18 protein-coding genes are annotated in these 25200 nt (G+C 63.3%); 4 read left to right on the forward strand and 14 right to left on the reverse strand.

Features of this window, described 5'->3' with window-relative positions; translation table 11 throughout:
• Window positions 1-64: 64 nt before the first annotated feature.
• The 4 genes from E0473_RS03385 to E0473_RS03400 form a co-directional block, all read right to left on the reverse strand.
• Window positions 65-580, reverse strand: a complete 516-nt coding sequence (locus E0473_RS03385; RefSeq protein WP_161981499.1) for a Slp family lipoprotein — start codon at window positions 578-580, stop codon at window positions 65-67.
• Window positions 577-2244, reverse strand: a complete 1668-nt coding sequence (recN, locus tag E0473_RS03390; protein WP_137679428.1) for a DNA repair protein RecN — start codon at window positions 2242-2244, stop codon at window positions 577-579. The genes E0473_RS03385 and recN overlap by 4 nt, the downstream gene beginning before the upstream one ends.
• A gap of 40 nt (window positions 2245-2284) precedes the next feature.
• A complete protein-coding gene (locus tag E0473_RS03395; RefSeq protein WP_137679429.1) occupies window positions 2285-3094 on the reverse strand; it encodes an outer membrane protein assembly factor BamD in 810 nt (269 codons plus the stop codon).
• Window positions 3095-3244: 150 nt separating this feature from the next.
• Complete coding sequence (locus E0473_RS03400; protein ID WP_241657311.1) at window positions 3245-6088, reverse strand: TonB-dependent receptor domain-containing protein; 2844 nt, start codon at window positions 6086-6088, stop codon at window positions 3245-3247.
• A 379-nt stretch (window positions 6089-6467) separates the two neighbouring features.
• Between E0473_RS03400 and E0473_RS03405 the strand changes: the two genes are divergently transcribed.
• Window positions 6468-8222 carry a serine hydrolase gene (locus E0473_RS03405; RefSeq protein ID WP_161981500.1) on the forward strand — a complete coding sequence of 585 codons (1755 nt, stop codon included), beginning with the start codon at window positions 6468-6470 and terminating at the stop codon, window positions 8220-8222.
• Here E0473_RS03405 and E0473_RS03410 read toward each other — a convergent pair.
• Entirely contained in the window at window positions 8219-9361 is a 1143-nt protein-coding gene (locus tag E0473_RS03410; RefSeq protein WP_206663414.1) for a glycosyltransferase, read from the reverse strand. The two genes, E0473_RS03405 and E0473_RS03410, sit on opposite strands and share 4 nt — an antisense overlap.
• 144 nt (window positions 9362-9505) lie before the next feature.
• On the opposite strand from E0473_RS03410, the gene E0473_RS03415 reads away from it, so the two are divergent.
• Entirely contained in the window at window positions 9506-10267 is a 762-nt protein-coding gene (locus tag E0473_RS03415; protein ID WP_137679431.1) for a hypothetical protein, read from the forward strand.
• A 263-nt stretch (window positions 10268-10530) separates the two neighbouring features.
• On the opposite strand, the gene E0473_RS03420 is transcribed toward E0473_RS03415, so the two are convergent.
• From E0473_RS03420 to E0473_RS03435, 4 genes are all read right to left on the reverse strand, one after another.
• A complete protein-coding gene (locus E0473_RS03420; RefSeq protein WP_137679432.1) occupies window positions 10531-11448 on the reverse strand; it encodes a hypothetical protein in 918 nt (305 codons plus the stop codon).
• 20 nt (window positions 11449-11468) lie between these two features.
• Entirely contained in the window at window positions 11469-12374 is a 906-nt protein-coding gene (locus E0473_RS03425) for a CsgG/HfaB family protein (protein WP_137679433.1), read from the reverse strand.
• Window positions 12375-12628: 254 nt separating this feature from the next.
• Entirely contained in the window at window positions 12629-14446 is a 1818-nt protein-coding gene (lepA, locus tag E0473_RS03430; protein WP_137679434.1) for a translation elongation factor 4, read from the reverse strand.
• 63 nt (window positions 14447-14509) lie between these two features.
• Window positions 14510-16996, reverse strand: a complete 2487-nt coding sequence (locus E0473_RS03435; protein WP_241657312.1) for an EAL domain-containing protein — start codon at window positions 16994-16996, stop codon at window positions 14510-14512.
• 483 nt (window positions 16997-17479) lie between these two features.
• On the opposite strand from E0473_RS03435, the gene E0473_RS03440 reads away from it, so the two are divergent.
• The gene (locus E0473_RS03440; RefSeq protein ID WP_137679436.1) at window positions 17480-18811 is read left to right on the forward strand and encodes an FAD-dependent oxidoreductase; all 1332 of its coding nucleotides are present in this window, start codon (window positions 17480-17482) and stop codon (window positions 18809-18811) included.
• 16 nt (window positions 18812-18827) lie between these two features.
• Here the strand turns inward: E0473_RS03440 and dnaN are convergent, their stop codons facing one another.
• The 4 genes from dnaN to E0473_RS03460 all read right to left on the reverse strand — a co-directional run bounded on the left by dnaN (window position 18828) and on the right by E0473_RS03460 (window position 22709).
• Window positions 18828-19955 (reverse strand): DNA polymerase III subunit beta, encoded by a 1128-nt coding sequence (dnaN, locus tag E0473_RS03445; RefSeq protein ID WP_137679437.1) that lies wholly within the window; start codon window positions 19953-19955, stop codon window positions 18828-18830.
• Window positions 19956-20110: 155 nt separating this feature from the next.
• Window positions 20111-20863 (reverse strand): 3-oxoacyl-[acyl-carrier-protein] reductase, encoded by a 753-nt coding sequence (fabG, locus tag E0473_RS03450; RefSeq protein WP_137679438.1) that lies wholly within the window; start codon window positions 20861-20863, stop codon window positions 20111-20113.
• A gap of 56 nt (window positions 20864-20919) precedes the next feature.
• Window positions 20920-21852, reverse strand: a complete 933-nt coding sequence (gene fabD, locus E0473_RS03455; protein WP_137679439.1) for an ACP S-malonyltransferase — start codon at window positions 21850-21852, stop codon at window positions 20920-20922.
• 29 nt (window positions 21853-21881) lie between these two features.
• On the reverse strand, window positions 21882-22709 hold the full coding sequence (locus E0473_RS03460; protein WP_137679440.1) for an LD-carboxypeptidase: 828 nt from the start codon (window positions 22707-22709) through the stop codon (window positions 21882-21884).
• 85 nt (window positions 22710-22794) lie between these two features.
• On the opposite strand from E0473_RS03460, the gene E0473_RS03465 reads away from it, so the two are divergent.
• On the forward strand, window positions 22795-24210 hold the full coding sequence (locus E0473_RS03465; RefSeq protein WP_137679441.1) for a glutamate ligase domain-containing protein: 1416 nt from the start codon (window positions 22795-22797) through the stop codon (window positions 24208-24210).
• On the opposite strand, the gene E0473_RS03470 is transcribed toward E0473_RS03465, so the two are convergent.
• Window positions 24207-25136, reverse strand: coding sequence for a DUF808 domain-containing protein (locus E0473_RS03470; protein WP_137679442.1), 930 nt, complete (start codon window positions 25134-25136; stop codon window positions 24207-24209). The genes E0473_RS03465 and E0473_RS03470 overlap by 4 nt on opposite strands.
• Between the last annotated feature and the right edge of the window lie 64 nt (window positions 25137-25200).

Raw genomic sequence — 25200 nt, forward strand, 5'->3', positions numbered from 1 at the left:
TTCGGAAGTGCTCACGCCTCGCCCCGGTTCGAGGAGCAGCGGGCTTTCATCTCGCCCCCTTCACTCACTGCGCAATCCGCACCGGCGCGGGCGCGATCACCCAGCCATTCGCGCCCCACTCCATGCCGAAGCGGCTAGTAGTCATGCCCTCGCTTCCGCGCACCTTGCGGACCCAGCCGGTGCAGGAAAACTCGTCGGTGCAGGTGAAGTTCGCCAGCTCCACCACCAGGGCATCGTTCGCAGCGCCTTCCTCGGCTTCGGCGTCGATCCACATGCCGTCGCTCAGCACGCAGCGCGTGAACGGCGCGAGGCGCGGGTGGCGCTCCATCAGGGCGGTCTCGCCCTCGCTAGCGAGCGCCTCCGGCGTGCGCCCGTCGTTTGCTGCGACGCAGGTCGTCGGTTTGGGCAGCGTCGCGAAATGGTCGGCCAGCGCGTAATCGAGCAGCGCCAGTTGCGGCGTGTCCTGCTGCTGCGAGAGCTTCGGCAGCGGAGCAGGCATCGCTTCGTCTCCGCCGGGAACGGCGACGCAGCCAGACAAGGCGACAAAGCCTGCCATCATGAAAAGTCCGCGCATCATCATACTCCCTCCAGCAACCGGTCTGCCTGGGCGCGAGCCTCGGCGGTGATTTCCGCGCCCGACAGCATCCGTGCAATTTCTTCCTGCCGCCCCTCAGCGTCAAGCAGCATGACCGAGGTCCGCGTGACCGTGCCCTCGCTCGACTTGGCGATCATGTAGTGCGTGCGCCCGCGCGCTGCGACCTGCGGTGAGTGTGTGACGGCGAGCAACTGCCCGTCCGCGCCCGCGAGGCGTGACAGGCGCTCGCCGATGGCCGAGGCAACCGCCCCGCCCACGCCGCGGTCGATCTCGTCGAAGATCACCGTTGCCGCCCCGCCCTGCTCGGCCAACGCGACCTTCAGCGCGAGGATAAAGCGCGACAACTCGCCGCCGCTGGCGATCTTGGCGAGCGGCGCGAAGTCGGCACCGGGGTTGGTGGCGATCAGGAATTCGACGCTATCGAGCCCGTGCGGCCCCCAGCGTTCCTCTTCCAGCTCGGTGACTGCGGTGCGGAAACGCGCGGCATCGAGCTTGAGCGGCGCGAGTTCGCCCGCAACCGCTTCGTCAAGCCGCATCGCGGCAGAAACGCGGGTGGCGTGGAGAGCCTCGGCGCGGGCCCGATAGACCTCACCTGCCTGCTCCGCTGCCTTGACCAGTTCGGCCTCGCGGCTACCGGCAAGTTCGATCCCGTCCAACTGTTCGCGCAGCGCCTGCATCTTCGCGGGCAGGTCGTCGACCTGACAATCGTGCTTGCGGGCGAGCGCGCGCAGTTCGAACAGGCGGCGCTCTATCCGGTCCAGCTCGTTCGGATCGAAGGCGAGCGCATCGGCCGCGCCCTGCAACTTCTCCTCCGCCTCGCCCGCTTCGATCACGGCGCGGTCCAGCGCGGCGAGCGCCTCGGCCAGCAACGGGTGTTCTTCGGCGATCCGGTCAAGCCGCCGCGCGGCGCTGCGCATCTGGGCGAGCGCCGAATCCGAGCCGTCCCACAACAGCCGCAGTGTTTCGAGATCGCCCGCGAGCTTCTCGCCCTTCTGCATATCGGCGCGGGCACCGGCAAGCTCGGCCTCCTCGTCGCCCTCGGGCGCGATCTCGGTCAGCTCGGCAAGGTGCGCGAGCAGCAGATCCTGCTCGGCCACCAGCGCGGCATGGCTTGCCCGCGCCTCAGCCAGCGCATCTTCCGCAGCGCGCCAGCTATCCCATGCCTCGGCCACGCCCGCGCTGTCGCTTGCCGCATAGCGATCAAGCAGCATCCGGTGGCCGCGCGGGTTCACCAGACCGCGGTCGTCATGCTGGCCGTGCAGTTCGACCAGCGCCGGGGCCAGCGCTCGCAGCAAAGCCACCGAGGCGGGCTGGTCGTTCACAAAGGCTTTCGATCCGCCATCAGCGCGCACCTTGCGGCGGATCATCAGCGGTTCGCCCGGCTCGACGTCGATTTCGGCATCGGCTAAAGCCTCGGCAACGGTCGGCGGCAAAGCGGCAAATTCAAAGCTCGCGGTCACGCTCGCCTCGTTCTCGCCCGCACGCACCAGCGCGGTTTCGGCGCGGTTGCCGAGAATGAGGCCGAGCGCATCGAGCAAGATCGATTTGCCCGCCCCGGTTTCGCCCGTGAGCACGCCAAGCCCTGCGCCGAACGACAGGTCCAGCGCCTCGATCAGGACAATGTTGCGAATGGCGAGCGAGGTCAGCATGAGCGCTCAGCCTTATCGGGGCGCGCGGCCCGCCGCAATCCTAGCCGCCGACGAGTGCAGGTTCATATTCCTGCATAAGATCATAGGCACGCTCGTACCACTCGTTGCCGGGATAGTTGGCGCCGAGCACGGCGGCGTAGCGCTTCGCCTCTTCGGGAATGCCGAGCGCCAGCGCGCTTTCGGTGAGACGGAACAGCGCCTCGGGCGTGTGGCTGGTGGTCTGATAGTTTTCGGTCACGTTGCGGAACCGCAGTTGCGCCGCGAGCCATTGGCCCGAACGCTCGTAAAACCGGCCGATCTCCATTTCCTTGCCCGCGAGGTGATCGTTGACAAGGTCGATCTTGAGGCGCGCATCGGCGGCATATTCGCTGCGCGGATAGCGGCGCGTAATCTCGGTCAGCGCGGCGAGCGCCTGGCGGGTGATCGCCTGATCGCGCTCCACATCGCTGATCTGCTCGTAATAGCTCATCGCGATCAGGTAGTAGGCATAGGGCGCTTCGCGGTTGCCGGGATGGATCGATAGGAACCGCTGCGCCGAGGCGATGGCCTTGGTGTAATCACGGTCGGCATAGTAGGCAAAGGCGCTCATCAGCTGCGCGCGGCGAGCCCAGGGCGAATAGGGATGCTGGCGCTCCACCTCGTCGAACAGCCCGGCGGCGAGCTTGAGGTCGCCCCGGTCGAGCCGGCTCTTCGCCGCACGATAAAGCGATTCGACATCGCGCGCGACATAGGCGGTGTCGCCCTCGGCGCCGCCGGTGGAGGCGCAGGCCGAAAGCAGCGTGGCCGAGGACAGCAGGGCGGCCAGCAGGGCCTTGCGCAGCACGGGGCGCGATACAGAGCGAGTGATCATGGCATGGCGCTATAGCCAAGAGCGTGATGAACGCCAAGTGAAGTCCTGAGCGCTTTCCCCCTTACGATGACGCCAAAGAAAAAGGGCGGCAGGTTGCCCCGCCGCCCTTCTTTACTCTTTTATCTCTCGCCTCTGGCGAGCGAAGGTCGCTTAGAAGTTGACCTTCGCCGAAAGCGAGAAGTACCGACCGAGGACATCGTATGTCGCCGGATAGGTGTTAGACTGCTGGCCGTTACCGCCCTGCTGCAAGCTGGCGAGCGGCTGGAAGCCCTTGTTGAAGACGTTCTTCACACCGGCAGCAAGCGAGAAGTTCTCGTTGATGTCGTACCCTGCGGTCAGGTCGAAATAATCGGCCGAGTCTAGGTGTTCCACAGCATAAGTGGTGGCGTCATCGTCATCGTTTGACGCACCAATGTGGCGCCACAGGACCGACAGGTAAGCGTCGCCGTCACGATAGGTCGTGCGCAGCGTGTTACGCCAGTGCGGGGTCGGGCCAGAGGCTACCGTGTCGGAGCAGACGCGGCCGAAACGACCGGCACATTCGTTGACGGGCAGGCCAAGGCCGGCAACCGCATCGTAGTCGAGCGCGAACAGATAGGTGCCCTTGAAGTCAAACGACAGCGACGACGAACCGTTGCCGAGGATACCATCACCCAGCGGCAAGCTGTAGCGCGCACCGACGTCCAGACCTTCTGTGTGGAGCGAAGCTGCGTTGAAGTTAAGGTCAACAAAACTCTGCAATTCACCGGTCGACGAACGGGTGATCAGGTCGCAGTACTGGCTGATGCCCTGACGCAAACAAGCGTTCACGATGTTCTGGTTGCCAACCGTGCCGATGTAGTCGTCCACGGTGATGTTGTAGTAGTCCAGCGTGAGCGACAGACCATTGACGAACTCGGGAAGGTAAACCGCACCGACAGTCCAGGTCTTTGCCGATTCCTCCTTCAGGTTCGGATTGCCGCCGACAAGCGCCGGGAACGAGGTGCTGCCCGAGCTGTAATCGTCGGTGCCGACAACTGCCGCCGGAACGCCATTGGCGATGCAGCGCTCGCGCAGCGCGCCGCTTCCAGCTTCCGCGGACTGGCAGGGATCGGTAGCACCGGCGAAGTCAACAGTCTGACCGCCGAAGAGTTCTTCTACGTTCGGACCACGGATAGCCTGCTGGTAGTTGCCGCGCAGCGAGAAGCCGCCCGCTACGTCCCAGATGCCGCCTACCGCCCAGGTCCAGACGCCGCCAACCGCATTCGAATAATCCGAATAACGCACCGCGCCATTCAATTCGATCAATTCGGCGAAAGACATATCTGAAAGAAGAGGCAAATTAACCTCACCGAAGAACTCGGTGACCTCATAACCGCCCTCTGTCGCCTGTCCTGCGTTGAATCCGCCGACATCACCCGATGCAAGGAAGGTATCAGGCTGGAACGTGGCAGCCTCTTCACGACGCTCGATGCCGAGAGCAAGCCCGATCGGGCCAGCACCCAAGTCATAGAGGTCGTTGTTGGTGATGACACCCGAGTAAACCTTGGTGCTTGCCTCGGTCAGGTTGCTCGCCGAGATGCTGATATAATCAGCTGCTGCAGCATCGATCTGATTGGCACCGAACAGGTTCACCGGCACACAGCCGCTGGCGCGAGCAGTCGCGTCGGCGCAACCAAAGGTTCCGCCAGCGACTGGCGTCCCGCTGGAAAGCTCTACTATTTGACCGTTCACTTCGGCTTCATAGATGAACCCCGTCTTCACACCTGCCAGCAGCGCACTCAGCTGAACGTTGCCGCCCTGAATCTGCGAGTTACGGGTCCGCGAGAACTGGTAGTATGCATCGTAGGCCCAGTTGCCGCCGAGATCGCCCTTGACACCGGCGAGGACGCGGAAAGCGTTGCGGTCGTCGAGTTGCGAACGCGAACCGGTTTCAAGGAAACGTCGACCGTAGGTGCCCGAAGAGACATAGCCGTCGCCATCGGTGTCGAGCGCCTGAAGAGCTGCCGCCGTCTCTGCCCCGAGGAAGGGAGAATAGACGTGGAGTTGAAGGTTGTCGCCGAGCGAACCGTCGCGGTAGGGGGTCGAGTTGCCAATCGGGGTCGCGGCCAGTTCGGTCGAGACGCGGTTGTTGATGAACGCAGCTTCCGCATAGGGAACGATGGCTTCGCTGATCTCGTACTGCGCCTTGACGTAGCCGAGGTAGCGCTCCTGCGGAACCTGGAGATAGTTCACCGGACCGAAGTTATAGAGGTCGGTCGAAGGGTTGTATTCGATAGCGTTGCCGTTCTCGTCGAAACGCACGGCATCGTTGGCGCCAGTGCCGAGGCCAAGCACCTGGGCGAGGCCGGGGACGACGAGACGGAACGACGGGATCAACGACGAGCCGCCGGGGAACAATTCCGAACCGTTGTCGCTGAAGCTGTCACGGGTCGCGTCACGGTCTCCCGCGAACACGGCATCGCGCTTGTAGTAATCGACGTGCATCACGATGTTGCCGCGACCGTCGGAGAAGTTCGAGCCGATCGTGCCGTTGATGTTGTAGCGCTGCCCATCGCCGTGCTCAGAAACTTCGTAGTTGCCGTTGAGCTCGATGCCTTCGAAGTCGGTCTTGGTGATGAAGTTCACCACACCGGCGATAGCGTCCGAACCGTAGACCGCCGAGGCGCCACCGGGGTTGTTCGAAACGCCCGTTGTGGCCGGAATAACCTGCGGAAGATCGTTAAGAACCTCTTCAACGTTGGCGGTCTGCTGATACTCGAATTCCTCGGCCCCAACGAAGGAAACCGGGCTAGAGCTTTCAATGTCGGGACGCGCAATGCGCGAGCCGGTCACGACAATCATGCCATCGGAATCCGCTGTTGAAATTCCGCCATCTTGAGCGAAGGCAGGTGCGTTCGAAAGGCCGATCGTCAAGGCGAGCAGGGCCGCTCCAGAACGAAGGCGGCGCTGCCGCAGTTGGTTAGTTGTCATGACAGTCCCTTTTGTTGTTGGCTTCCCAGCCAAACCGGCCACCGCTCAAGCGGCAGTGATCGGACTGCTGAAGGAACATGATTTCGTGTGCAACCGTATGAGTACAGTTGAAATCACTTTGTCGCCTTGGTGATGCGAAACTGCAACATTATTGTAAGGAATGTGTGCTTCGGCGCATCACCAGTGCAACAATGACAAAAGCTTGGAAACACGGTCACATTCCAAGAGACCGGTTACACGGCATTCTCCTTGTCCCTGTAGTCAGCTCGATTCCCGATGGTGACGTTCGAAAAGGGATGAAATGTGCTGTGACCTAAAAAACGTCACTGCCTTCGACTCCACACTTCATCTGCCAGCTTTTCCTGACGCAAGCCACGACGCGTGTTATCGTAACTTCATCGATACAGGAGGAATGTCTGCCATGACCATCCCTGCCCTGCGCTGGTTCGCTTCTCTGTGCGCTGCCGCGTTGCTCACTTTCGCGCCTTCGGCCTCGGCGCAAACCGGCAAACGCGCCGAAGGCTTGTGGAGCGGCGTGCTCACGATTTCCTCCAGCCTGTCGCTGCGCATCGTGGTCGAGATCACGCGCCAGGCCGATGGCTCGCTGGCAGGCACGCTCGATAGCCCCGACCAGGACAGTTTTGGCGCCCCTCTCGCCGCGATCGAAGCCAGCGACACCGCCCTTGCCTTCACGCTTCCGGTAGCGGGGGCAAGCTACGCAGCGACGTGGTCGTCCGAGGCGGACGGGTGGCTGGGCACCTTCACGCAAGGCGCGCAGAGCTGGCCGCTTACCTTGCGCCAGCTTGATCCCGAGCAGCGGCCACAGCGCAGCGCCCTGCCAGCCGAATGGCAGATACCCGCCACTGACGTGCTCACCCCGCTGCTGGCCCGCCGCATCGCCGCACGCCCAGGAGCAGGGTTCGTGCTTGGGATCAGCGAAAACGGCGCGCGCCGGATCGTAACGGCCGGGCCGGAGGGTAGCCCCGAGTTCGACGGCGATACGGTGTTCGAAATCGGCTCGATCACCAAGGTATTCACCGCGCTGTTGCTCGCCGACATGACCTTGAAGGGCGAGGTCGCGCTTGATGATCCGGTCGAAACATACCTGCCCGCAGGCGCGCGTATGCCGCGCGGGGCCAGCGGCACCGAGATCACGCTGCGCCACCTCTCGCTGCAAACTTCGGGCCTGCCGCGTCTGCCTGACAACATGCCTTATGGCGATCCCGCCGATCCCTATGCCGACTATACGGAAGCGATGCTGCTCGACTTCCTCGCCAATTTCGAACTTCCGCGCGAGGTGGGCGCGCATTACGAATATTCGAACTTGGGGGTCGGTCTACTCGGCTATGCCCTCGCCCGCGCGGCCGGCACCGACTATGTGAACCTCGTTCGCGAACGCATTCTCGATCCGCTCGGCATGGACGATACGGCCATTGCGCTGAATGCCGACATGCAGGCGCACTTTGCCGTGCCGCACGACGAATATCTGCGCGCTGCCAAACCGTGGAACATGTCGGTGCTGGTTGGAGCCGGAGGTCTGCGCTCGACTGCCAGCGACATGCTTACCTTTGCCGAAGCGGCGATGGACCCGGCTTCACCCATCGGCGAGGCTATGGCGCTAACGCTATCCGAGCGGACCGATCAGATCACCACCGATTATCAGACTGCGCTCGGCTGGTTTATCTTGCCCGCGCCGGGTGGCGAGGTACTCAACCACAGCGGTGGCACCGGCGGCTTTCGTTCGCATTTGGCCGTGCAGCCGGCAGCGCGCCGGGCGGTAGTAAGCCTGACCAACGCCGCCGCCGAACCGTCGGCCCCCGACCTTGCTTTCCACGCGTTGCTCGGCACGCCAGTCGTGCCGGAGGCAGACATTCCGCCAGCGCCCGAACCCGCGCCAGAGCGGGAGGAAATGTCGCTCAGCCGCGAACAGCTCGCCCCGCTGGTCGGCACCTATCGCATGGCGAACAACGCCCGGCTCATAATCACTCGCGAAGGCGACCAGCTGTTCGCGCAGCTGACCTCGCAGCCGGCCTTCCCGATCTTTGCAGAGGGGCCGCGCGCGTTCTTCCTGAAAGTGGTCGACGCGCGGCTGGTGTTCACCGGAGAAGGCGAGACGATCACCGGCGTAACGCTTTACCAGAACGGCGCCGAAGTGCCGTTCGAACGGATAGACTAGGCCGAAACGCGCGGCTTCTTCTTGCGCCGGTTCCACACCAGCGTCGACGAAACCCCGAAGTTGAACACCGAACCCATCAGCGCGCCGAGCACGCCCGCCAGGTTCCAGTTGCCGAACTCCTGCTGCGCGAAGTTCGCCACGGAAAGGTTCGCAATCGCGCCGACCGAGCACACGGCAATGAACACCACCAGCCCTCGGATCATCCGCAGGCCGGTCAACCGCTTGTCGCGGAACGTAAACTGGTTGTTGAGCGCGAAGTTGAACACCATCGCCACGAAAGTCGCCGTGGTCTGCGCTACCAGAAAGTTGGGCTGAAAGGTGCCCATCAAGTTGAGCACCGACAAGTGCACCGCCAGCCCCAGCACACCGACGATGGCAAACAGCACGAAGCGCGGCGGGATCAGGCCCTTGGTCAGCTTCTCGATCAGCAGGAACAGGAACTCGGCCAGCACCATCATGGTGAGCTTGCTCTCGCCCTCGATGCGTTCGCGGAAGGTATACGGCACTTCCTCGATCCCCGTCGCGGGCGGAGCCGAGGCGATCAGGTCGAGCAGGATTTTATACCCCTGCTGCGACAGGTCGTAGACGTGATTGTTCACCAACTCGCGCCGCGCCATGAAGAAGCCGCTCATCGGGTCTGAGGTGGCATTGCCGATCAGCAGCTGGCTCATCTTGGTCGCCAGTTCGCTCATCCGCACCCTGCCCTCGCCCCAGGTGCCGGTCGAGCCGCCGCCCGCATAGCGCGTGCCGACCACCAGATCGGCCCCGTCGTCGATCTTCGCCAGCATCTGCGGGAGCACCGTCTCGTCGTGCTGCATGTCGGCGTCGATCACCGCCACCACCGGCGCGGAGCTGGCCAGAATGCCCTCCACCACCGCCGACGACAGCCCTTTCCTCCCGACACGCCGGATACAGCGCACCCGCGGATTGACCGCGCCGATCTTCAACACCTCCTCATAGGTACCGTCGGGGCTGTCATCGTCGACGACGATCAGCTCCCACTCGATGCCCTTGAGCGCGCTTGCCAGCCCATCGGTGAAGGCGCGCATGTTGTCGCGCTCGTTGTAGCTCGGCGAAATGACCGACAGGACCGGACGGCCCAGCCGCTCGTGCGTATTCGCCTGTTGTACTGCCGTCACTGCTGCAAACCTCGTTCGACCACCCGGTACGCCAAAGGCCGCCCCCTATTGCCGCCCCCGCCCCGGCGCAAGCCACAAACACCTTTCCTACACGCGCATGAAGCGTCCATGCAGCCCGCCCCTTGCTGACCGGAGCCCCTTCGCATGACCACCCGCAAGCCCGCCACCAAGCTGCCCGCCTTCACCCCCGTGCCGCGCAAGTGCCAGCGGCATGACGGCTGGACACCCGAACGCCAGCGCACCTTCATCGAGCGGCTTGCAGACTACGGCTCGGTGCGCGCGGCGGCCAATGCGGCGGGAATGACGCCCGAAAGCGCCTACTACCTGCGCCGCCAGCCGGGCGCGGAGCAGTTCCGCAAGGCTTGGGCCGCCGCGCTAGACCTCGGGATCGAGCGGATCGAGGACGTCGCCATGGACCGCGCGCTGAACCGCATCGAGGTGCCGGTCTATTCCTATGGCAAGCTGGTCGGCACGCGGCGGGTCTATAACGACCGGCTGCTGATGTTCATGCTGCGCAACCGCGCGCCCGAACGCTTTGCCGAGGGCCGAGCGCGGGGCCTCAACGCGCTCGACAAGGCGATGCTGGCGCGGCTGAAGAAGGAGTGGCGCAAGGAGTGGGAGCGCGAACAGGGCGCCCTGCAACTCCAGCGCGAATGCGAGACGATCGCCAGCATCAACGCGAAGATCGACGCCCAGCGCGAGCGCGAGGACGCGGCAGCGCGGCTCGAAGCGGAACGCGGCCCCCGCCTGACCCCGGAGGAAGAGGAAGCGCGCGACGAGGCCGAGTTCGAGGCGATGCTGGCCGATATCCGCGCGCAGGCGGAACGCGCGGGTGTGGGAAAAGCGCAGAAGGTTGAGAAGGACGAAGGGCCGAGGGTGCGGCGGTTGAAGGATGATGGGTGGTGAGGCCCCAGCCGCTGGGGTCAGCTGGTCATGGAGGCGTGCTCATCTTCGATGAATATCCGACCAGCCAGTAGCCCGACGAAACGCGCGAGCGATCAGCTTTCGGCAGGCGGAGGCGGCTGCGCGCCGTGAAGCGCTTGCCCTGTGCCAATGCGCCGGGCGGTTATTTGAGCAAGGAATAGGCGTAGTGTGCTGGTCGGCATAGAGAACAAGACGCCCGGTCACTGGCCCACCAGCTAATGCCAGAACAGCGGTTTGGCTGCCGCCTAAGGCAACCGGACCCGCTCATAGCGCCGACCATTTGATGCGTCGCTGTCTGCCTCGACGAAGGACGCAAGATTGCCGGGATTGATCGCGTAGATGTCGTTATCGCCATCCACTTCGGCGACCGATCGGTTCGCTCCAGCCGAGGTCACGCGATAACGGATGGCGCCGATGCCCTCGCTCTTCTCCACCAGCAAGATGTCTCCAAGCGACAGCAACGGGCCGCCATAATTCACCTCGATCCGGGGACCATCGACAGCCGTCACCGTGATTGGATCAATGTCAAACACGACCGCCCTCGCGACGGAATCGGCGGCTTCCTGCTGCAACAGGTCGTAAACGGCCTCACCCGGTTCCATCGTGCGCAAGCGGATGTTTTCGGTGTTAAGCGTACGCCCCATTTCGATTTGCTTGCGAATGTTGCCACCATCGACCGCCGTGCCCGTTCGGTCGTGAACCGTATAGCTAAGATTGACGGAAGCTGTGCCCCAACTGGTGTGATAGGCAGTATCTCCGCGCACGGGTCGGCTTTGTTCAGGCGGAGTCTCGCTGACATTGGAAATGGTCACATCGAGGCGATAACCGCCGCCGCCAACCGCGAGACGCCCGGTTGAAGCCAAAGCGGCCGAAAGCGAATGGCGCAGGTTTTCGAAATTGGTCTGGCAATCGCGCCATACCCAGCTGCGCCAGCTCGAAACTGTGGCGCTCTCCCTATTGCGCGCGGCATATCCCCAGTACCGCCGGTACTCCGACGCAAAAACCGAAGCCGAAGATCCTTCATATTCGCGAAAGTACTGGCATGTCTGTGTTGAAGTGACAGTGCCAACCGCGATGCGCACATCTGATTGTGCCAGCGCCGGACCAGCTACAGCCGCACCGGACAGGACGCAAAGAGCAAATGCCAAACTGCGTGCCAACATGATAGCCCCCTCTTTACCGGTTAACGTCGGCGCCGTTGGGCCCGCTCAAGATCCTTCACTACGTCATCTGTTACTGGACGTGCGATCGTTCCGACTGCCGGCGCAACCGCGAATTCGGTCACCATCTGGGCGCGCGAGAAAGCGGACTGAACGTCAGTCACCTGGATGGCCCCTATCTGCTCCCCGTCGATCTTGATCGTGCCGGTGCCCGAGGGATCGGGGATCTCCATGCTTTCGCCATAGACCATCAGATAGTCGCCCCGCTGGACCGCCCCTTCCCCGAAATTCAGAATAACCGAGCCTCCGCCCTGAACTGCGGCAATCTGAATCGGAAAAATCGCGGTCGTCAGGCCGGTGGCGATCCTATCGGCCGCCGCTCGCATCAGCGCATTGCTGTCGATCTGTGCGCCTCCGCCGCATACTGCCGCCGACTGTTGCTCCTCACTGATACGGGTCGCATAGCGCACTTCGCCAGTGTTGGTATCGGTGATGCGAATGTCCGCTTCCATACGAACTTTTGTGTTGTGACAATCCTGCGAGTTTCTGCGCGCGCCGCCGAGGAGCCCTCCGAGCACCGTCGCCCCGATATCCTGCCGATTGACTGCCGAGATGCCTGTGATTGTGCCATAAATCAGGTAATCCACACCTTCGAAGCCACCGGTACGACCGGGCGTGTTCGTGGTCACAATGCCCCCGTTAGCCAAGCCCTGTTCTTCAAGCAGTCGGGCCAATCTGGTGCGTTCTATGACCCGGAACTTGCCGCTGGAAATCAAGGAAGTCTCAATCATCGTCGAGAATGTTTCGGCCTGCCCAGTATTGGTCAGATCATCAAGTTCCACGATCCCGACTACGGGCTGATTCTGAGCTTGCACCGCAGCCGGTGCAACAACCAAAGCCAAAAAAAGCACAATTCTCGACAACATCATTACACCCCCACTTTGACGAATCGATAGGGGGAGTATCAGCGGAACGGTGTGAGCTTGAAAAGGGTTAATTGGTAAAAATCGGATTTCACATGGCCAAACTTCATTGTTTGACCATGTGAGACGCTCGTCACAATTTGCTATGCGCCCCGACTGGGTATACTATTCAACGCGACAAAAATTGCGAATGAACAAAGCAAAGCGGCTCTGAAGACGCCCCTGCAACCTTTGACAAGCTCAGGTTGAGGGCGCGAATCCTACTCCTCCCCCATCCGCAGCGCCGCAATAAACGCTTCCTGCGGAATGCTCACATTCCCATATTCGCGCATCCGCGCCTTGCCCTTCTTCTGCTTCTCCAGCAGCTTCTTCTTGCGCGAGATATCGCCGCCATAGCATTTGGCGGTCACATCCTTGCGCAGCGCGGCAATCGTCTCGCGGGCGATGATCTTTCCGCCAATCGCCGCCTGAATCGGGATTTTGAACAGGTGGCGCGGGATCAGGTCTTTCAGCCGCTCGCACATGCCGCGGCCGCGCTCTTCGGCCACCGAGCGGTGCACGATAAGCGATAGCGCATCGACCGGCTCGGCATTGACCATGATGTTCATCTTCACCAGATCGCCCTCGCGCAGGCCGATCTGCTCGTAGTCGAAGCTGGCATAGCCGCGGCTGATCGACTTCAGGCGGTCGTAGAAATCGAACACCACCTCGTTTAGCGGCAGCTCGTAGGTCACCTGCGCGCGGCCGCCGACATAGGTGAGTTCGGTCTGGATGCCGCGCCGGTCCTGGCACAGCTTCAGGATCGCGCCGAGGTATTCGTCGGGGGCGTAGATCACCGCCTTGATCCACGGCTCCTCCACCACCTCGATCCGGTTCACGTCGGGCCAGTCGGCGGGGTTGTGGATGTCGACAATCGCCGCATCCTCGTTCTTCGTGTGCGCGAGGTGGACGCGGTAGACCACGCTGGGCGCGGTGGTGATCAGGTCGAGGTCGTATTCGCGGCTCAGGCGCTCCTGAATGATCTCGAGGTGCAGCAGGCCAAGGAAGCCCGCGCGGAAGCCGAAGCCCAGCGCGGCCGAGCTTTCCATCTCGTAGGAGAAGCTGGCGTCGTTGAGGCGCAGCTTGCCGATCGATTCGCGCAGCTTCTCGAAGTCGGCGGCGTCGACCGGGAACAGCCCGCAGAACACCACCGGCTGCACTTCCTTGTAGCCCTTGAGCGGCGCACTCGCCCCGCCCTTTACCGTGGTGATGGTGTCACCCACGCGGGCCTGTTCGACCTCCTTGATCTGCGCGGTGATGAAGCCGATCTCGCCCGGACCGATCTCGGGCAGGTCGGTGCGCTTGGGGGTGAAGCAGCCGACGCGGTCGACCAGATGCTCAGTCCCGCCTTGCATGAACTTGACCTGCAGGCCCTTCTTCAGGACCCCGTCCATCACGCGCACCAGAATGACCACGCCGAGGTATGGGTCGTACCAGGAATCGACCAGCATCGCTTTCAGCGGCGCATCGCGGTCGCCCGTTGGGGCAGGAATTTTGGCGACGATCTGTTCGAGAATGTCCTCGATGCCGATGCCCGACTTGGCGCTGGCCAGCACCGCCTCGCTCGCATCGATGCCGATGATATCCTCGATCTCGGTGCGAACCTTTTCCGGTTCGGCGGCGGGCAGGTCGATCTTGTTGATGACGGGCACGATCTCGTGGTCGTGCTCGATGGACTGGTAGACGTTGGCGAGCGTCTGCGCTTCCACGCCTTGCGCCGCATCGACCACCAGCAGCGCGCCCTCGCAGGCGGCGAGGCTGCGAGAGACCTCGTAGGCGAAGTCGACGTGGCCGGGGGTGTCCATGAGGTTCAGCTCATAGGTCTCGCCGTCTTTCGCCGTGTAGTCGAGGCGGACGGTCTGCGCCTTGATGGTGATGCCGCGTTCGCGCTCGATGTCCATGTTATCAAGGACTTGCTCGGACATCTCGCGGTCGGTAAGGCCGCCGCAATACTGGATCAGCCGGTCGGCCAGCGTGCTTTTGCCGTGGTCGATATGGGCGATAATGGAGAAGTTGCGGATCTTCGAAAGCTCAGTCATCGCCCGCCCATACCCGCGCCGCGCGAAACTGTCAGCAGACTATCTTTGCGAACGCCCCACCGGTCAGTCCGACCCGCGCGCGTCCCCACTGTCGACAGGCACAGGCGGCGCGCCCTGCGCGGCTTGAAGGCGGCCCGCACTGTCGCGTTTGAGCGGATACTCGAACTCGACACCCATACGATCCTCCTCGCACCAGCGCGTTGTGCAGCGGATCGTATGGTCCCGCGACAGGTGCAGCGCGAAGACTGTGCCGACCGGCACGTTCCATAGCCCCTCGATCATTGCGCCCGTGGCAGAGATATTGCGCACCGTACCGTTGTAAAACTGCCCCTGATGATCGAGCACGACCTTGCGCAACATCTTCTGGCGCGGGGCACGCGCGGAACGAGGACCGCGGGCGATTGCCTGCAATCCGCTGGCAAGCCTTTCGGTCGCCTCCTGCGGGCTCAGCGGCTTGGCATAGATAAAGCCTTGGACATGGCTGCACCCGTGCAGGCGCACCAGATCCAGTTCGTCCATTGTCTCCACACCCTCGGCGGTGGTGTCCATGCCCAGCGCGTGGGCAAGACTGGCAATCGAGGCGATGATTACGCCATTGCGGCTGCCCTGCTCGGTTGCTCCGCGAACAAAGCTCTGGTCGATCTTGATCTTGTCGAACGGCGCCTTCTTCAGATAGCCGAGCGAGGAATAGCCGGTTCCAAAGTCGTCCAGCGCAAGGCGAACGCCGATCCGCTTGAGCGCGGCGAACATCGAATCGGTGCCCTCGTCGTCGGACAGGAACACGCTTTCGGTGATCTCCAGCTCCAGCTGCTCGGGGCTGATACCGGCCGAAGCGATGGCGTTGGTCACCATGGCAGGAAGCTGCGGGTTGGAGAACTGCAGTGGGGAGACGTTGACTGCCACGCGCACGTATTCCGGCCAGCTCGCGACATCCGCACAGGCCTGGCGCAGGGCCCATTCGCCGACCTGGGTGATCAGCCCCGTATCCTCGGCGATGGGGACGAATTTGGCGGGACTGATCCACCCCTTCGTCTTGTGGTTCCAGCGCAGCAGCGCCTCGAACCCGGCGATGGTTTCCGAAGCGAGGTTGACCACCGGTTGGTAGTAGAGCTGCAGTTCGCCATTGCTGATCGCATCGCGTAAATCTTCTTCCAGTTGCGATCGTTCTTCCGCTTCGGCGTGGAGATCGTCGGCATAGAAGTGATAGCGCCCGCGACCGCCATCCTTGGCCGCGTAGAGCGCGAGATCGGCATTGCGGATCAGCGCCTCGCTGGTGGTGCCGTCCGCCGGGGAAATGGCCACGCCGACCGACGCGCCGATCACCACACGCTGACCATCGATAGAATAGGGCTGCGACAGCGAGTAGATGATTTCCGCGGCCAGAGCGCCAAGGTGATCGCGCGCCATCGAATGCGGAATGATGACTTCGAACTCGTCACCGCCCAGGCGACCGACCTGCCCGTGCGCGCCCACCGCGCGCTCAAGCCTCTGTGCAACCTGCATCAGCAGAGCATCGCCGGCTGGATGGCCCAGGGTATCGTTGACATGCTTGAAGCGGTCGAGATCGAGCAGCATCACCGCGCAGTCGCGATGATGAAGCTGCGGCGAGCCGAGAATTTTCTCCAGGCTCTGCGACATCTGAAAACGGTTGGCGAGCCCGGTGAGCGAATCGTAGTGCGCGAGGCGGCTGGCGTGTTCCTGGCTGCGCCGGCGTTCGGTAAGATCGGTTCCCGAGCCGCGGAACCCCACGTAATTGTCGAACTGATCGTAAATCGGCCGGCCCGAGACCGACCACCAGCGCACTTCCTCATCGGTTGCCGCGCGCATGTCGAGTTCGCTGAACGCGGATCGGGCCGAGAGGTGGAACTGCAGGCTCCGCTCGCTCTCGTCGCCCGACTGGTCCATATCGAACAGGCGGATCAGCGGCTGGCCGATCAGGGCCCCCGGATCGAGCCCCAACACCTCGGCGACCGGGGGCGAGACATAGGTGAGTTGCGCACGGCGGTCGATTTCCCAGAACCAGCCCTGGCCGGTCTCTTCGTAGTCCGCCAGGATGTCGCGGGCCCGGGTTTGCGCGCGCTCGTTCGCCTCGACCTCCTGCTGGTCGCGCAGCTGCTCTTCCCATTGCTCCTTGCTGACCAGCGTGGAGACGATCAACGCGAGGCAAAGCGCGCCCCACCCGGCAATGCTGCTGAAACTGATCGTTATCGCGAGCCAGGTCGCCAGGTGGACCGCGAACATCAGCGCGGGCCTGCGGCGCAGATAAGCTGCAGCGACCAGGCTCGTGCCTACCACGGCTACCAGCATGGCATCTTCCGGCAGGCCGCCATTCATCGTCCAATGCGCCATGCCTAGCGCAAACAGGAAAGGGGGCAAAGCAACGAACACAACGCACACCGCCAGCTTGGCATAACCGCGCACTTGACTGGCAATCTGTCGCGCCGCCCGGCGTGGCAACACGCCAAGCATCGCCGAGATCAACAGCAAGACCACGTGCCAGTCGGGCAAATCGCTCGAGACGACCTGGCCGCCACAAACGCCAACCAGCATAGCAACGGACAGCGCCGGCCACCGCCGCGGCAGCCAGCCGTGCCTAGCATGAACAGGGATGGGCGGAGTAAAGGCCCTCGCCTTGCGGGCCATACGGCGGTTTCCCGAGCGGCGATCCGTCGCTTGTTCCGCAGGCGTGGCAACTGGCGGTGCTTCTGCCATGGCGCTCTTATTGCCACCAGCACGGGCGGCACCAGTTCTGGTCGAAGCGAAAGCAGCAGGTCGCACAACTTCGGGAACAGCGCTGTGCGCACCGGAATCAGTCCGGCTCGACTCAACCTCGGAGCCATCCTTCGTGCGCGCAGGAATCATGCCGCCTGCTTTCACCCAACTGCCTTTGAGAAAGCGTTAATTCTCCACCGGCTACGCGGAATTAGCTAGGTTCATCACCGCCAGGCAAACGGCATTCGCCACACCAGATTGGCCGCGACGAGCATATGGGTTAGTGTGCTCCCAATGACAGGCCGGGAGGAAGCGAAGCACATGCGACATCTGGCGATTATCGGCTCCGGCCCTTCCGGCTACTACACAGCGGAGGCGGCGCAAAAAGCCTTCGGCGAGGATATCCGCGTCGATGTTTTCGACCGCCTGCCCGTCCCCTATGGCCTAATACGTAGCGGCGTGGCCCCCGATCACCAGTCAATCAAAGGCGTCTCAAGGCGATACGAAAAAGTCGCGTTGAGCGAGAATGTTCGCTTCGTGGGCAATGTTTCCATCGGCAACGACATCAGCGTCGCCGAATTGGCCGAGCTCTACGATGCGCTGGTCTTCGCCACCGGAGCGCCGCACGACCGCGAGCTGGGCATCCCCGGCATGGACCTTGCCAACGTGTTCGGCAGCGCGCGGTTCGTCGGCTGGTACAACGGCCATCCCGAATTCTCGAAGCTCGCGCCTGATCTCTCCGGCCCCACCGCGGTGGTGATCGGGATGGGCAATGTCGCGCTCGACGTGGCGCGTATCCTGTCGAAAACGCGCGCGGAGTTCGCCGACAGCGATATCGTCGGCCATGCGCTTGACCAGCTTGCCAGCGCGGGGATCGAGCGAATCGTCCTGCTCGGTCGGCGCGGCCCCCACCAGATCATGATGACGCCGAAGGAACTGGGCGAGCTGGGAGAGCTGGCGCGCGCAATGCCGGTGATCAATCCCGCTGATCTGCCCTCGGCAGACGAAGATGCCATACTCGAACCGGGGCTAAGGAAGTCGGTGGCGATCCTGCGCCAGTTCGCCGCAGCAGGAGCGTCAGCGCGAGAGCGCGAACCCATCAGCATCGAGTTCGCCTTCTTCGCCCAGCCACATGCCCTGCTTGGCACGGACAAGGTCGAAGCCGTAGAAATCGAGCGCACCGGTATCGAACATGGGCGTGCGGTCGGCACGGGCGAGTTCGAGCGCCTGCCGGCCGACCTCGTGGTGACCTGCATTGGCTATCGCTCCAGCCCGATTCCCGGCCTTCCCTTCGACGAGCGGGCAGGCCGCTTCGCCAATGACGAGGGCCGGATGCTGCCCGGCATTTACTGCGTGGGCTGGGCCCGCCGCGGCCCCACGGGCACCATCGGCACCAATCGGCCCGACGGCTATGGTATTGTCGAGAAAATCGCCGAAGATCTTGCCAACGGCACGCTGGGGCCGGGTGGCAAAGAGGGCCGCGCCGGTTTCGATGCGCTGGCCAATAGCAAAGGGCTAGACCTCGTCACCTTCCGCGACTGGAAGAAGATCGAGCAGGCAGAAGAACAAGCCGCCCGCGAAGGCGCGCCCCGAGAGAAGTTCGTCGATCTGGCAGCAATGATGCAGGCGCTGGGCGACGACCGGGAGCCCTGAGGCTCCCGCGCGCCGATCAGACCCGCATCGGCATGAGCACGTAAAGCGCCGGGCTGTTCTCGTCCTTGCGGATCAGCGTGGGGGCACCCGCATCGGCGAAGTGCAGTTCCACCATGTCGCTGTCGATCTGGCCCAACACGTCCTTCAGATAAGCCGCGTTGAAGCCAATCTCGAGCGGGTCCGAGCTGTATTCGGCGCTGACCTCTTCGGCGGCGTTGCCGTTGTCCGGGCTGGTTACGGTGAGCACGACCTTGTCGGCCTCCAGCCCCATCTTCACCGCGCGGGTCTTCTCGGTGGCGATGGTCGCCACACGGTCGACACCGGCGAAGAACACCTTGGGATCGACCTTCAGCAGCTTGTCGTTGCCGGTCGGGATCACGCGATTGTAATCGGGAAAGGTGCCGTCGATCAGCTTCGAGGTCAGCACCACGCCGCCCTCGCCGCCGAGCGTGAAGCGGATCTTGCTCGGCGAGAGATCGATCTCGACCGCGCCTTCCATCGCCTCTTCGAGCAGCTTGCGCAGCTCGGCCACGGCTTTGCGCGGCACGATCACGTCGGGCATGCCCTCTGCCCCGTCAGGCCGCTCCATCGTGAAACGGGCGAGCCGGTGGCCATCGGTTGCCGCGGCCTTCAGCACGCCGCCGTCTTCATCGGAGACATGCAGGAAAATGCCGTTGAGGTAGTAACGCGTTTCCTCAGTACTGATCGCGAAGCGGGTGCGGTCGATCACTTCGGCCAGCAGCTTGGCGGGCAGCTTGAAGCTGGTCGGCAGGTCGCCTTCGACGATCACGGGGAAATCATCACGCGGCAGGGTCGGCAGCTGGAAGCGGCTGCGCCCGGCCTTCACCACCATGCGGTTGTCCGCCGTTTCGAGGCTGACCTCGCTGCCATCGGGAAGCTTGCGGGCGATATCGAACAGAAGGTGCGCTGAAACGGTAATCGCGCCGGGCGTTTCCACCGCATTGGCGCGCATCGATTCGACCACCTGCAGATCGAGGTCGGTCGCCATGACCTTGACCATGCCATCCACATCGGCCTCGATCAGCACATTGGAGAGGATCGGAATCGTGTTGCGCCGTTCCACCACCGATTGCACGTGCGACAGGCAGCGCAGCAGTGTCGCCCGTTCGATCTTGGCTTTCATCGCGTTTCAAACCTCTGCGTTCGAGCAGCCCGTCCCACGGGCAATTGTACAAGCCTATCCTTAGCAAGGGGCGCTTGTGCGGCAAGGATTCGCTGCGGGAATCGCCCGAGAAGGGGCGATTCCTTGGGGAAAACTGCGGGAAACCTCCCGATCGCTCACCCTAGCATGGCCATTCCGCCGTTAACGTGCAGCACCTGCCCGGTGACATAGCCAGCCTCGTCGCTGGCAAGATAGGCCACAGCGCCACCGATATCGCTGCCCTCACCCATCCGCGCCATCGGGATGCGACCATTGATCGCATCTTTCTGCTTGTCGTCGAGTGCATCGGTCATGGCCGAGCGGATGAAGCCGGGCGCGACGCAGTTGACGGTTATGTTCCGGCTGGCAAGTTCGGCGGCGAGACTGCGGCTCATCCCGGCAACGCCTGCCTTGGAGGCGCAGTAGTTCATCTGGCCCGGATTGCCCGTCGCGCCCACCACGCTGGTAATGTTGATGATACGGCCGTGGCGGGCCTTCATCATCGGCCGCGTCGCGGCGCGCATCAGGCGGAAGGTGGAGCTGAGGTTGACGGCGATCACATCGTCCCACTCCTCGTCCTTCATCCGCATGGCGAGATTGTCGCGGGTGATCCCGGCGTTGTTGACGAGGATGTCGAGCTTGCCGAGCGTGTCGATCGCGGCGGGTACGAGTTCCTCGACCTGCGTGGTGTCGGAGAGGTTGCAGGTGATCTCGACATGGTCATGCCCGAAATCCGCGTTCAACTCCTCGCGAAAGGCGCGCAGCTTTTCAGGGTTAGATCCCGAGAGTGCCAGGCGAGCACCTTGCTTGGCAAGCGAACGGGCAATGGCCGAGCCGATGCCGCCACTGGCACCGGTGATGAGGGCGGTTTTACCTTCGAGTGAGAACATCGTATTTTCCTTGTCTTTGGTTCGCGCAGGATCTCTCCATCCGCTGCGCGAATGAATCAAATATCCTTCGCCAGAGCCTCGATGTCGTCCATCCCCACCACGCTGGTGACGCGCGCATCGGGGGCGATCTTCTTGATCATCGGACCAAGCACCTTGCCGCCCAGCTCGACGAAATGCTCGATCCCGGCATCGGCCATCGCCCCGACGCTCTCACGCCAGCGCACGCGGCCAGTAATTTGCTGCACCAGAAGGTCCAGCTCCGCGCTCGCATCGGTCACGGGGGCAGCGGTCACATTCGCGTAAAGGGGCAAGCGGAACGCCTGCGGCGGGGTCGCGGCCAAAGCTTCGGCCATTTTTTCCGCCGCCGGGCCCATCAACGAACAGTGGAACGGTGCCGAAACCGGCAGTTTGATGGCGCGTTTGCAGCCATATTCCTTCGCCAGCTCGACCGCCCGGTCGATCGCCGTGAGGTGGCCCGAGAGAACGACCTGCCCCGGATCGTTGTCGTTTGCCACTTCGCACACGTCACCCTGCGCGGCGGCCTCGGCGAGCGCGGTCGCCTTCTCGATGTCCGCCCCGAGCAGCGCGCACATCCCGCCCACGCCGACCGGCACGGCCGCCTGCATCGCATCGCCGCGAATGCGCAGCAGTCGGGCGGTATCGGCAAGGCTGAACGCGCCCACCGCCGCCAAAGCCGAATATTCACCCAGCGAGTGACCCGCGACGGCCTCGCCCTTGGCCGACAGGCTCACCCCGCCCGCTTCGAGTACGCGCGCAATGGCCAGTCCATTGGCCATGATCGCGGGCTGGGCGTTGGCTGTCATGGTCAGTTCGTCTTCAGGCCCTTCGGCCATCAGCGCCGACAGTTTCTGCGACAGCGCCTCGTCGACCTCCTCGAAGGTCTCGCGCGCAATAGAACTGGCGGCAGCGAGGTCGACACCCATGCCGACCTTCTGGCTGCCCTGGCCTGGAAAAACGAATGCGATCATGGGATAGCTCCTTTGCTGGGGGTGCGCGCTTATGCTTGGCAGGCACGCGCGGCAAGTCCGAAGGGCACCAGTTTGTTGGCAGCATCGTGCCCGATGTCGGCGCGCCCGAGGTAGGCGATGCCGGTCTTCTCGCACCAGTAGCGGGCGATCTGTTCCTCATCATAGCCGAACGGGCGGTCGTTCTCAGGCACGGCGGACACGCGACCGAGCCTGATCCCGGCAACGCCCGTGAGATGCTGCGCGACGTGGAAGAACAATCGATCGACCGCATACATATGCTCGGCCACTTCCTCGATCAGCACCACATGGCCGGTGAGGTCTGGCATGAACTCGGTGCCGACCAGCATGGCCAGCGTCATCAGATTAAAGGCCACGGCAGACCTCTCGTCGAGCCCGCCTTCGAGCCCCTCGTCCGCGCCGGAGAAATAGCGCAGCACCCGCCGCACCGCTTCTGCACCGTCCTCTCGGCGGATGTCGCCCGCCAGCGGGCCGTGGACCTGATGGCCGATCCCGTGCCGATAAAGCGCGCCCATCAAGGTGCCGCAGTCCGAATAGCCAAGGTAAGTCTTTTCACGCGAAGCCTCGCCCAGCCCCGCCAGCGCCTCGGGCGTGATCCGGTTCGAGCCATAGCCGCCCATCGCGAACCATACCGCATCGACCTCCGGATCGTTCGCCACTTCGAGGAAGGCTGCGAGCCGCTGCGCATCGTCGCCCGCGAAGTGGCCGTACTCGGTAAAACACTGCGGGTGAAAGCGCAGCGAGAGAGCGGGAAACTCGTCCTTGGCCAGCGCCACAACCGCAGCCGCACGGTCGGACAGTATGGGTTTTCCGGGGCAGACCAGAGCTATGCGCGTCATCCTAGCGTGGTAATACGGCAGGTCATGGCCGTCACCCCAAGGCGGCAATTGAAATGGGGACCATTCGCGCATACCGCTTGCGGCCATGACCCAATCGCTTCTCTCGCGCCCGTTCTTCTTCTGCGGCATCGGCGGCTCCGGCATGTTGCCGCTCGCCGCCATCGTGAAGGGCCTCGGGGCCGAGGTCGCCGGGTCGGACCGCAGCCGCGAACAGGGCCGCACCCCCGAGAAATTCGCTTGGCTCGAAAGCCGGGGTTTTGCGCTGTTCCCGCAGGACGGCAGCGGGCTGACCTCGGGCGAGCAGGTCTTCGTCGCCTCGGCCGCGGTGGAGGACACGGTGCCCGATGCGGCCCGCGCCAAGGCGGTTGGCGCAACCCGGATGACCCGGGCCGAGCTGCTGTCCTCGCTGTTCAACGAAGCCGAATGTTCGCTGGCGGTGGGCGGCACCTCGGGCAAATCGACCACCACAGCGATGCTCGGATGGATTCTCCACGCCACTGGCCGCGCGCCGACGATCATGAACGGCGCGGTGATGAAGAACTTCGTGAGCGACGAAGAACCCTTCGCCAGCGCCGTGGTGGGCGATGGCAAGGTGTTCGTCTCCGAAGTCGACGAAAGCGACGGCTCGATCGCGCTCTATCGCCCGAGCGTCGCTGTTCTGCTCAACGTGAGCCTCGATCACAAGAGCATGGACGAACTGCGTGCATTGTTTGGCGATTTTCTCGCCACGTCAGGCCGCGCGGTGGTCAATGCCGACGATCTCGAGGCCTTCCGGCTGGTCACGCACGGCAACGACCCGATCACCTTCGGCATCGACAACAGCTGCGCCGCATTGGGGATCGTCGAGGGTTCTATTTCCGAAAGCCCCACGGGCCAGAACGCTACAGTGATCGACCGGCGTGACGGCAGCGAACACGCGCTCACGCTCGCAATGCCGGGCAAGCACAACTTGTCGAACTCACTCGCCGCGATTGCCGCTGCCAATGCTGCGGGCATACCGGTGACCGAGGCCGTCGCCGCGCTGGCCGACTTCGCCGGGCTCGCCCGCCGGTTCGACATCGTCGGCACCACGGCCAGCGGGATCACCGTGATCGACGACTTCGGCCACAACCCCGAGAAGTGCCGTGCCACGCTTAAAACTCTGAAAAGTCAGGCAGGCCGGGTGCTCGCGTTCTTCCAACCGCACGGCTACGGCCCCTTGCGCCAGATGGGCGACGAACTCGCGCAGACCTTCGCCGACGAACTCGCCCCCGAAGACCACACGATCCTGTGCGACCCGGTCTATTTCGGCGGCACGGTAGACCGCTCCGAAGGCAGCGAGCGGATTGTCACGCTGATGCAGGAAGCCGGTGCCAGCGCGGAACACATCCCCGCCCGCGAAGATTGCGCTACGCGCCTGTGCGAGCTGGCGCGCCCCGGCGACCGCATCGTCATCATGGGTGCGCGCGACGATACGCTAACTCTGTTCGCACGCGATCTGCTCGCACGGATCGAGGCTTAGTGCCCCAGCCGCAGCACCTTGTGCAGCAAGACAACGAAGATAGATCCAAGCACCAGCGCCAGAATCGCCGACAGGCCCGCAAAGCTCAACCAGCCGAGCGCTCCGCCAGCGATGGCCGAAACGCCATGTTCAATGCCTTCGATCCAGTGCTCCGGCCCGGCAATGCCGATGTCGGCCAACCCGTGCAGGATAATTCCGCCTCCGACCCACAGCATCGCTATCGTTCCTATCACCGATAGTGCCACGAGCAGGTGCGGCATGGCTTGAACCAGCAAGCAACCAAACTTGCGCCCGGCAGACGTATGCGCCTCTTTCGCCAGATGGAGGCCGGCATCGTCCATCTTCACGATCAGGGCGACAACGCCATAGACCCCCAGCGTTACCGCAACACCCACCAGTGCCAGCACCCCAGCGCGCGTGATCAGATCTTCCGAAGCCACTTCGTTAAGCGTGATCGCCATAATTTCGGCCGAAAGGATCAGATCGGTCCGCACGGCACCATTAATACGCTGCTTCTCGAATGCGGCAGGATCCTTGATCTCGCCATCGATGGTTTCGCCATGTTTCTCACCGCCAAGATACTCGAGCACCTTTTCGGCCCCCTCATAGGAGAGGTACGCGCCGCCCAGCATCAGGATGAAAACGATGGCCTCGGGCAGGAACTCGCTCAGCAGCACCGCGCCCGGCAGGAGAATCAGCAACTTGTTTATTAAGCTGCCCTTGGTGATGCTCCAGATGATCGGCAACTCGCGCGCCGGGGAGAGGCCGGTAACATAGCTTGGCGCCACCGCCGCATCGTCGATCACCACGCCGGCCGTCTTCGATCCGGCGCGTCCCGCGGCAGCTGCGATGTCGTCCACGCTGGCAGCGGCGGTGCGGGCAATGATAGATACGTCGTCAAGCAGGGCGACAAGGCCACCGGGCATCAGGATACTCCTATATTCCGGGCCTACCCGTCCGTCAGCCAATGGCTGGGCGAGACGAACGGTT

Origin of the sequence: Aurantiacibacter suaedae, from assembly GCF_005434915.1 — a bacterium.
GTDB lineage: Bacteria > Pseudomonadota > Alphaproteobacteria > Sphingomonadales > Sphingomonadaceae > Alteraurantiacibacter > Alteraurantiacibacter suaedae.

Coding starts and splice junctions, on each gene's coding strand:
- E0473_RS03385 (WP_161981499.1), bottom strand. CDS start 580: ATGATGATGCGCGGACTTTTCATGATGGCAGGCTTTGTCGCCTTGTCT.
- recN (WP_137679428.1), bottom strand. CDS start 2,244: ATGCTGACCTCGCTCGCCATTCGCAACATTGTCCTGATCGAGGCGCTG.
- E0473_RS03395 (WP_137679429.1), bottom strand. CDS start 3,094: ATGATCACTCGCTCTGTATCGCGCCCCGTGCTGCGCAAGGCCCTGCTG.
- E0473_RS03405 (WP_161981500.1), top strand. CDS start 6,468: ATGACCATCCCTGCCCTGCGCTGGTTCGCTTCTCTGTGCGCTGCCGCG.
- E0473_RS03415 (WP_137679431.1), top strand. CDS start 9,506: ATGACCACCCGCAAGCCCGCCACCAAGCTGCCCGCCTTCACCCCCGTG.
- E0473_RS03420 (WP_137679432.1), bottom strand. CDS start 11,448: ATGTTGGCACGCAGTTTGGCATTTGCTCTTTGCGTCCTGTCCGGTGCG.
- E0473_RS03425 (WP_137679433.1), bottom strand. CDS start 12,374: ATGATGTTGTCGAGAATTGTGCTTTTTTTGGCTTTGGTTGTTGCACCG.
- lepA (WP_137679434.1), bottom strand. CDS start 14,446: ATGACTGAGCTTTCGAAGATCCGCAACTTCTCCATTATCGCCCATATC.
- E0473_RS03435 (WP_241657312.1), bottom strand. CDS start 16,996: ATGCTGGTTGGCGTTTGTGGCGGCCAGGTCGTCTCGAGCGATTTGCCC.
- E0473_RS03440 (WP_137679436.1), top strand. CDS start 17,480: ATGCGACATCTGGCGATTATCGGCTCCGGCCCTTCCGGCTACTACACA.
- dnaN (WP_137679437.1), bottom strand. CDS start 19,955: ATGAAAGCCAAGATCGAACGGGCGACACTGCTGCGCTGCCTGTCGCAC.
- fabG (WP_137679438.1), bottom strand. CDS start 20,863: ATGTTCTCACTCGAAGGTAAAACCGCCCTCATCACCGGTGCCAGTGGC.
- fabD (WP_137679439.1), bottom strand. CDS start 21,852: ATGATCGCATTCGTTTTTCCAGGCCAGGGCAGCCAGAAGGTCGGCATG.
- E0473_RS03460 (WP_137679440.1), bottom strand. CDS start 22,709: ATGACGCGCATAGCTCTGGTCTGCCCCGGAAAACCCATACTGTCCGAC.
- E0473_RS03465 (WP_137679441.1), top strand. CDS start 22,795: ATGACCCAATCGCTTCTCTCGCGCCCGTTCTTCTTCTGCGGCATCGGC.
- E0473_RS03470 (WP_137679442.1), bottom strand. CDS start 25,136: ATGCCCGGTGGCCTTGTCGCCCTGCTTGACGACGTATCTATCATTGCC.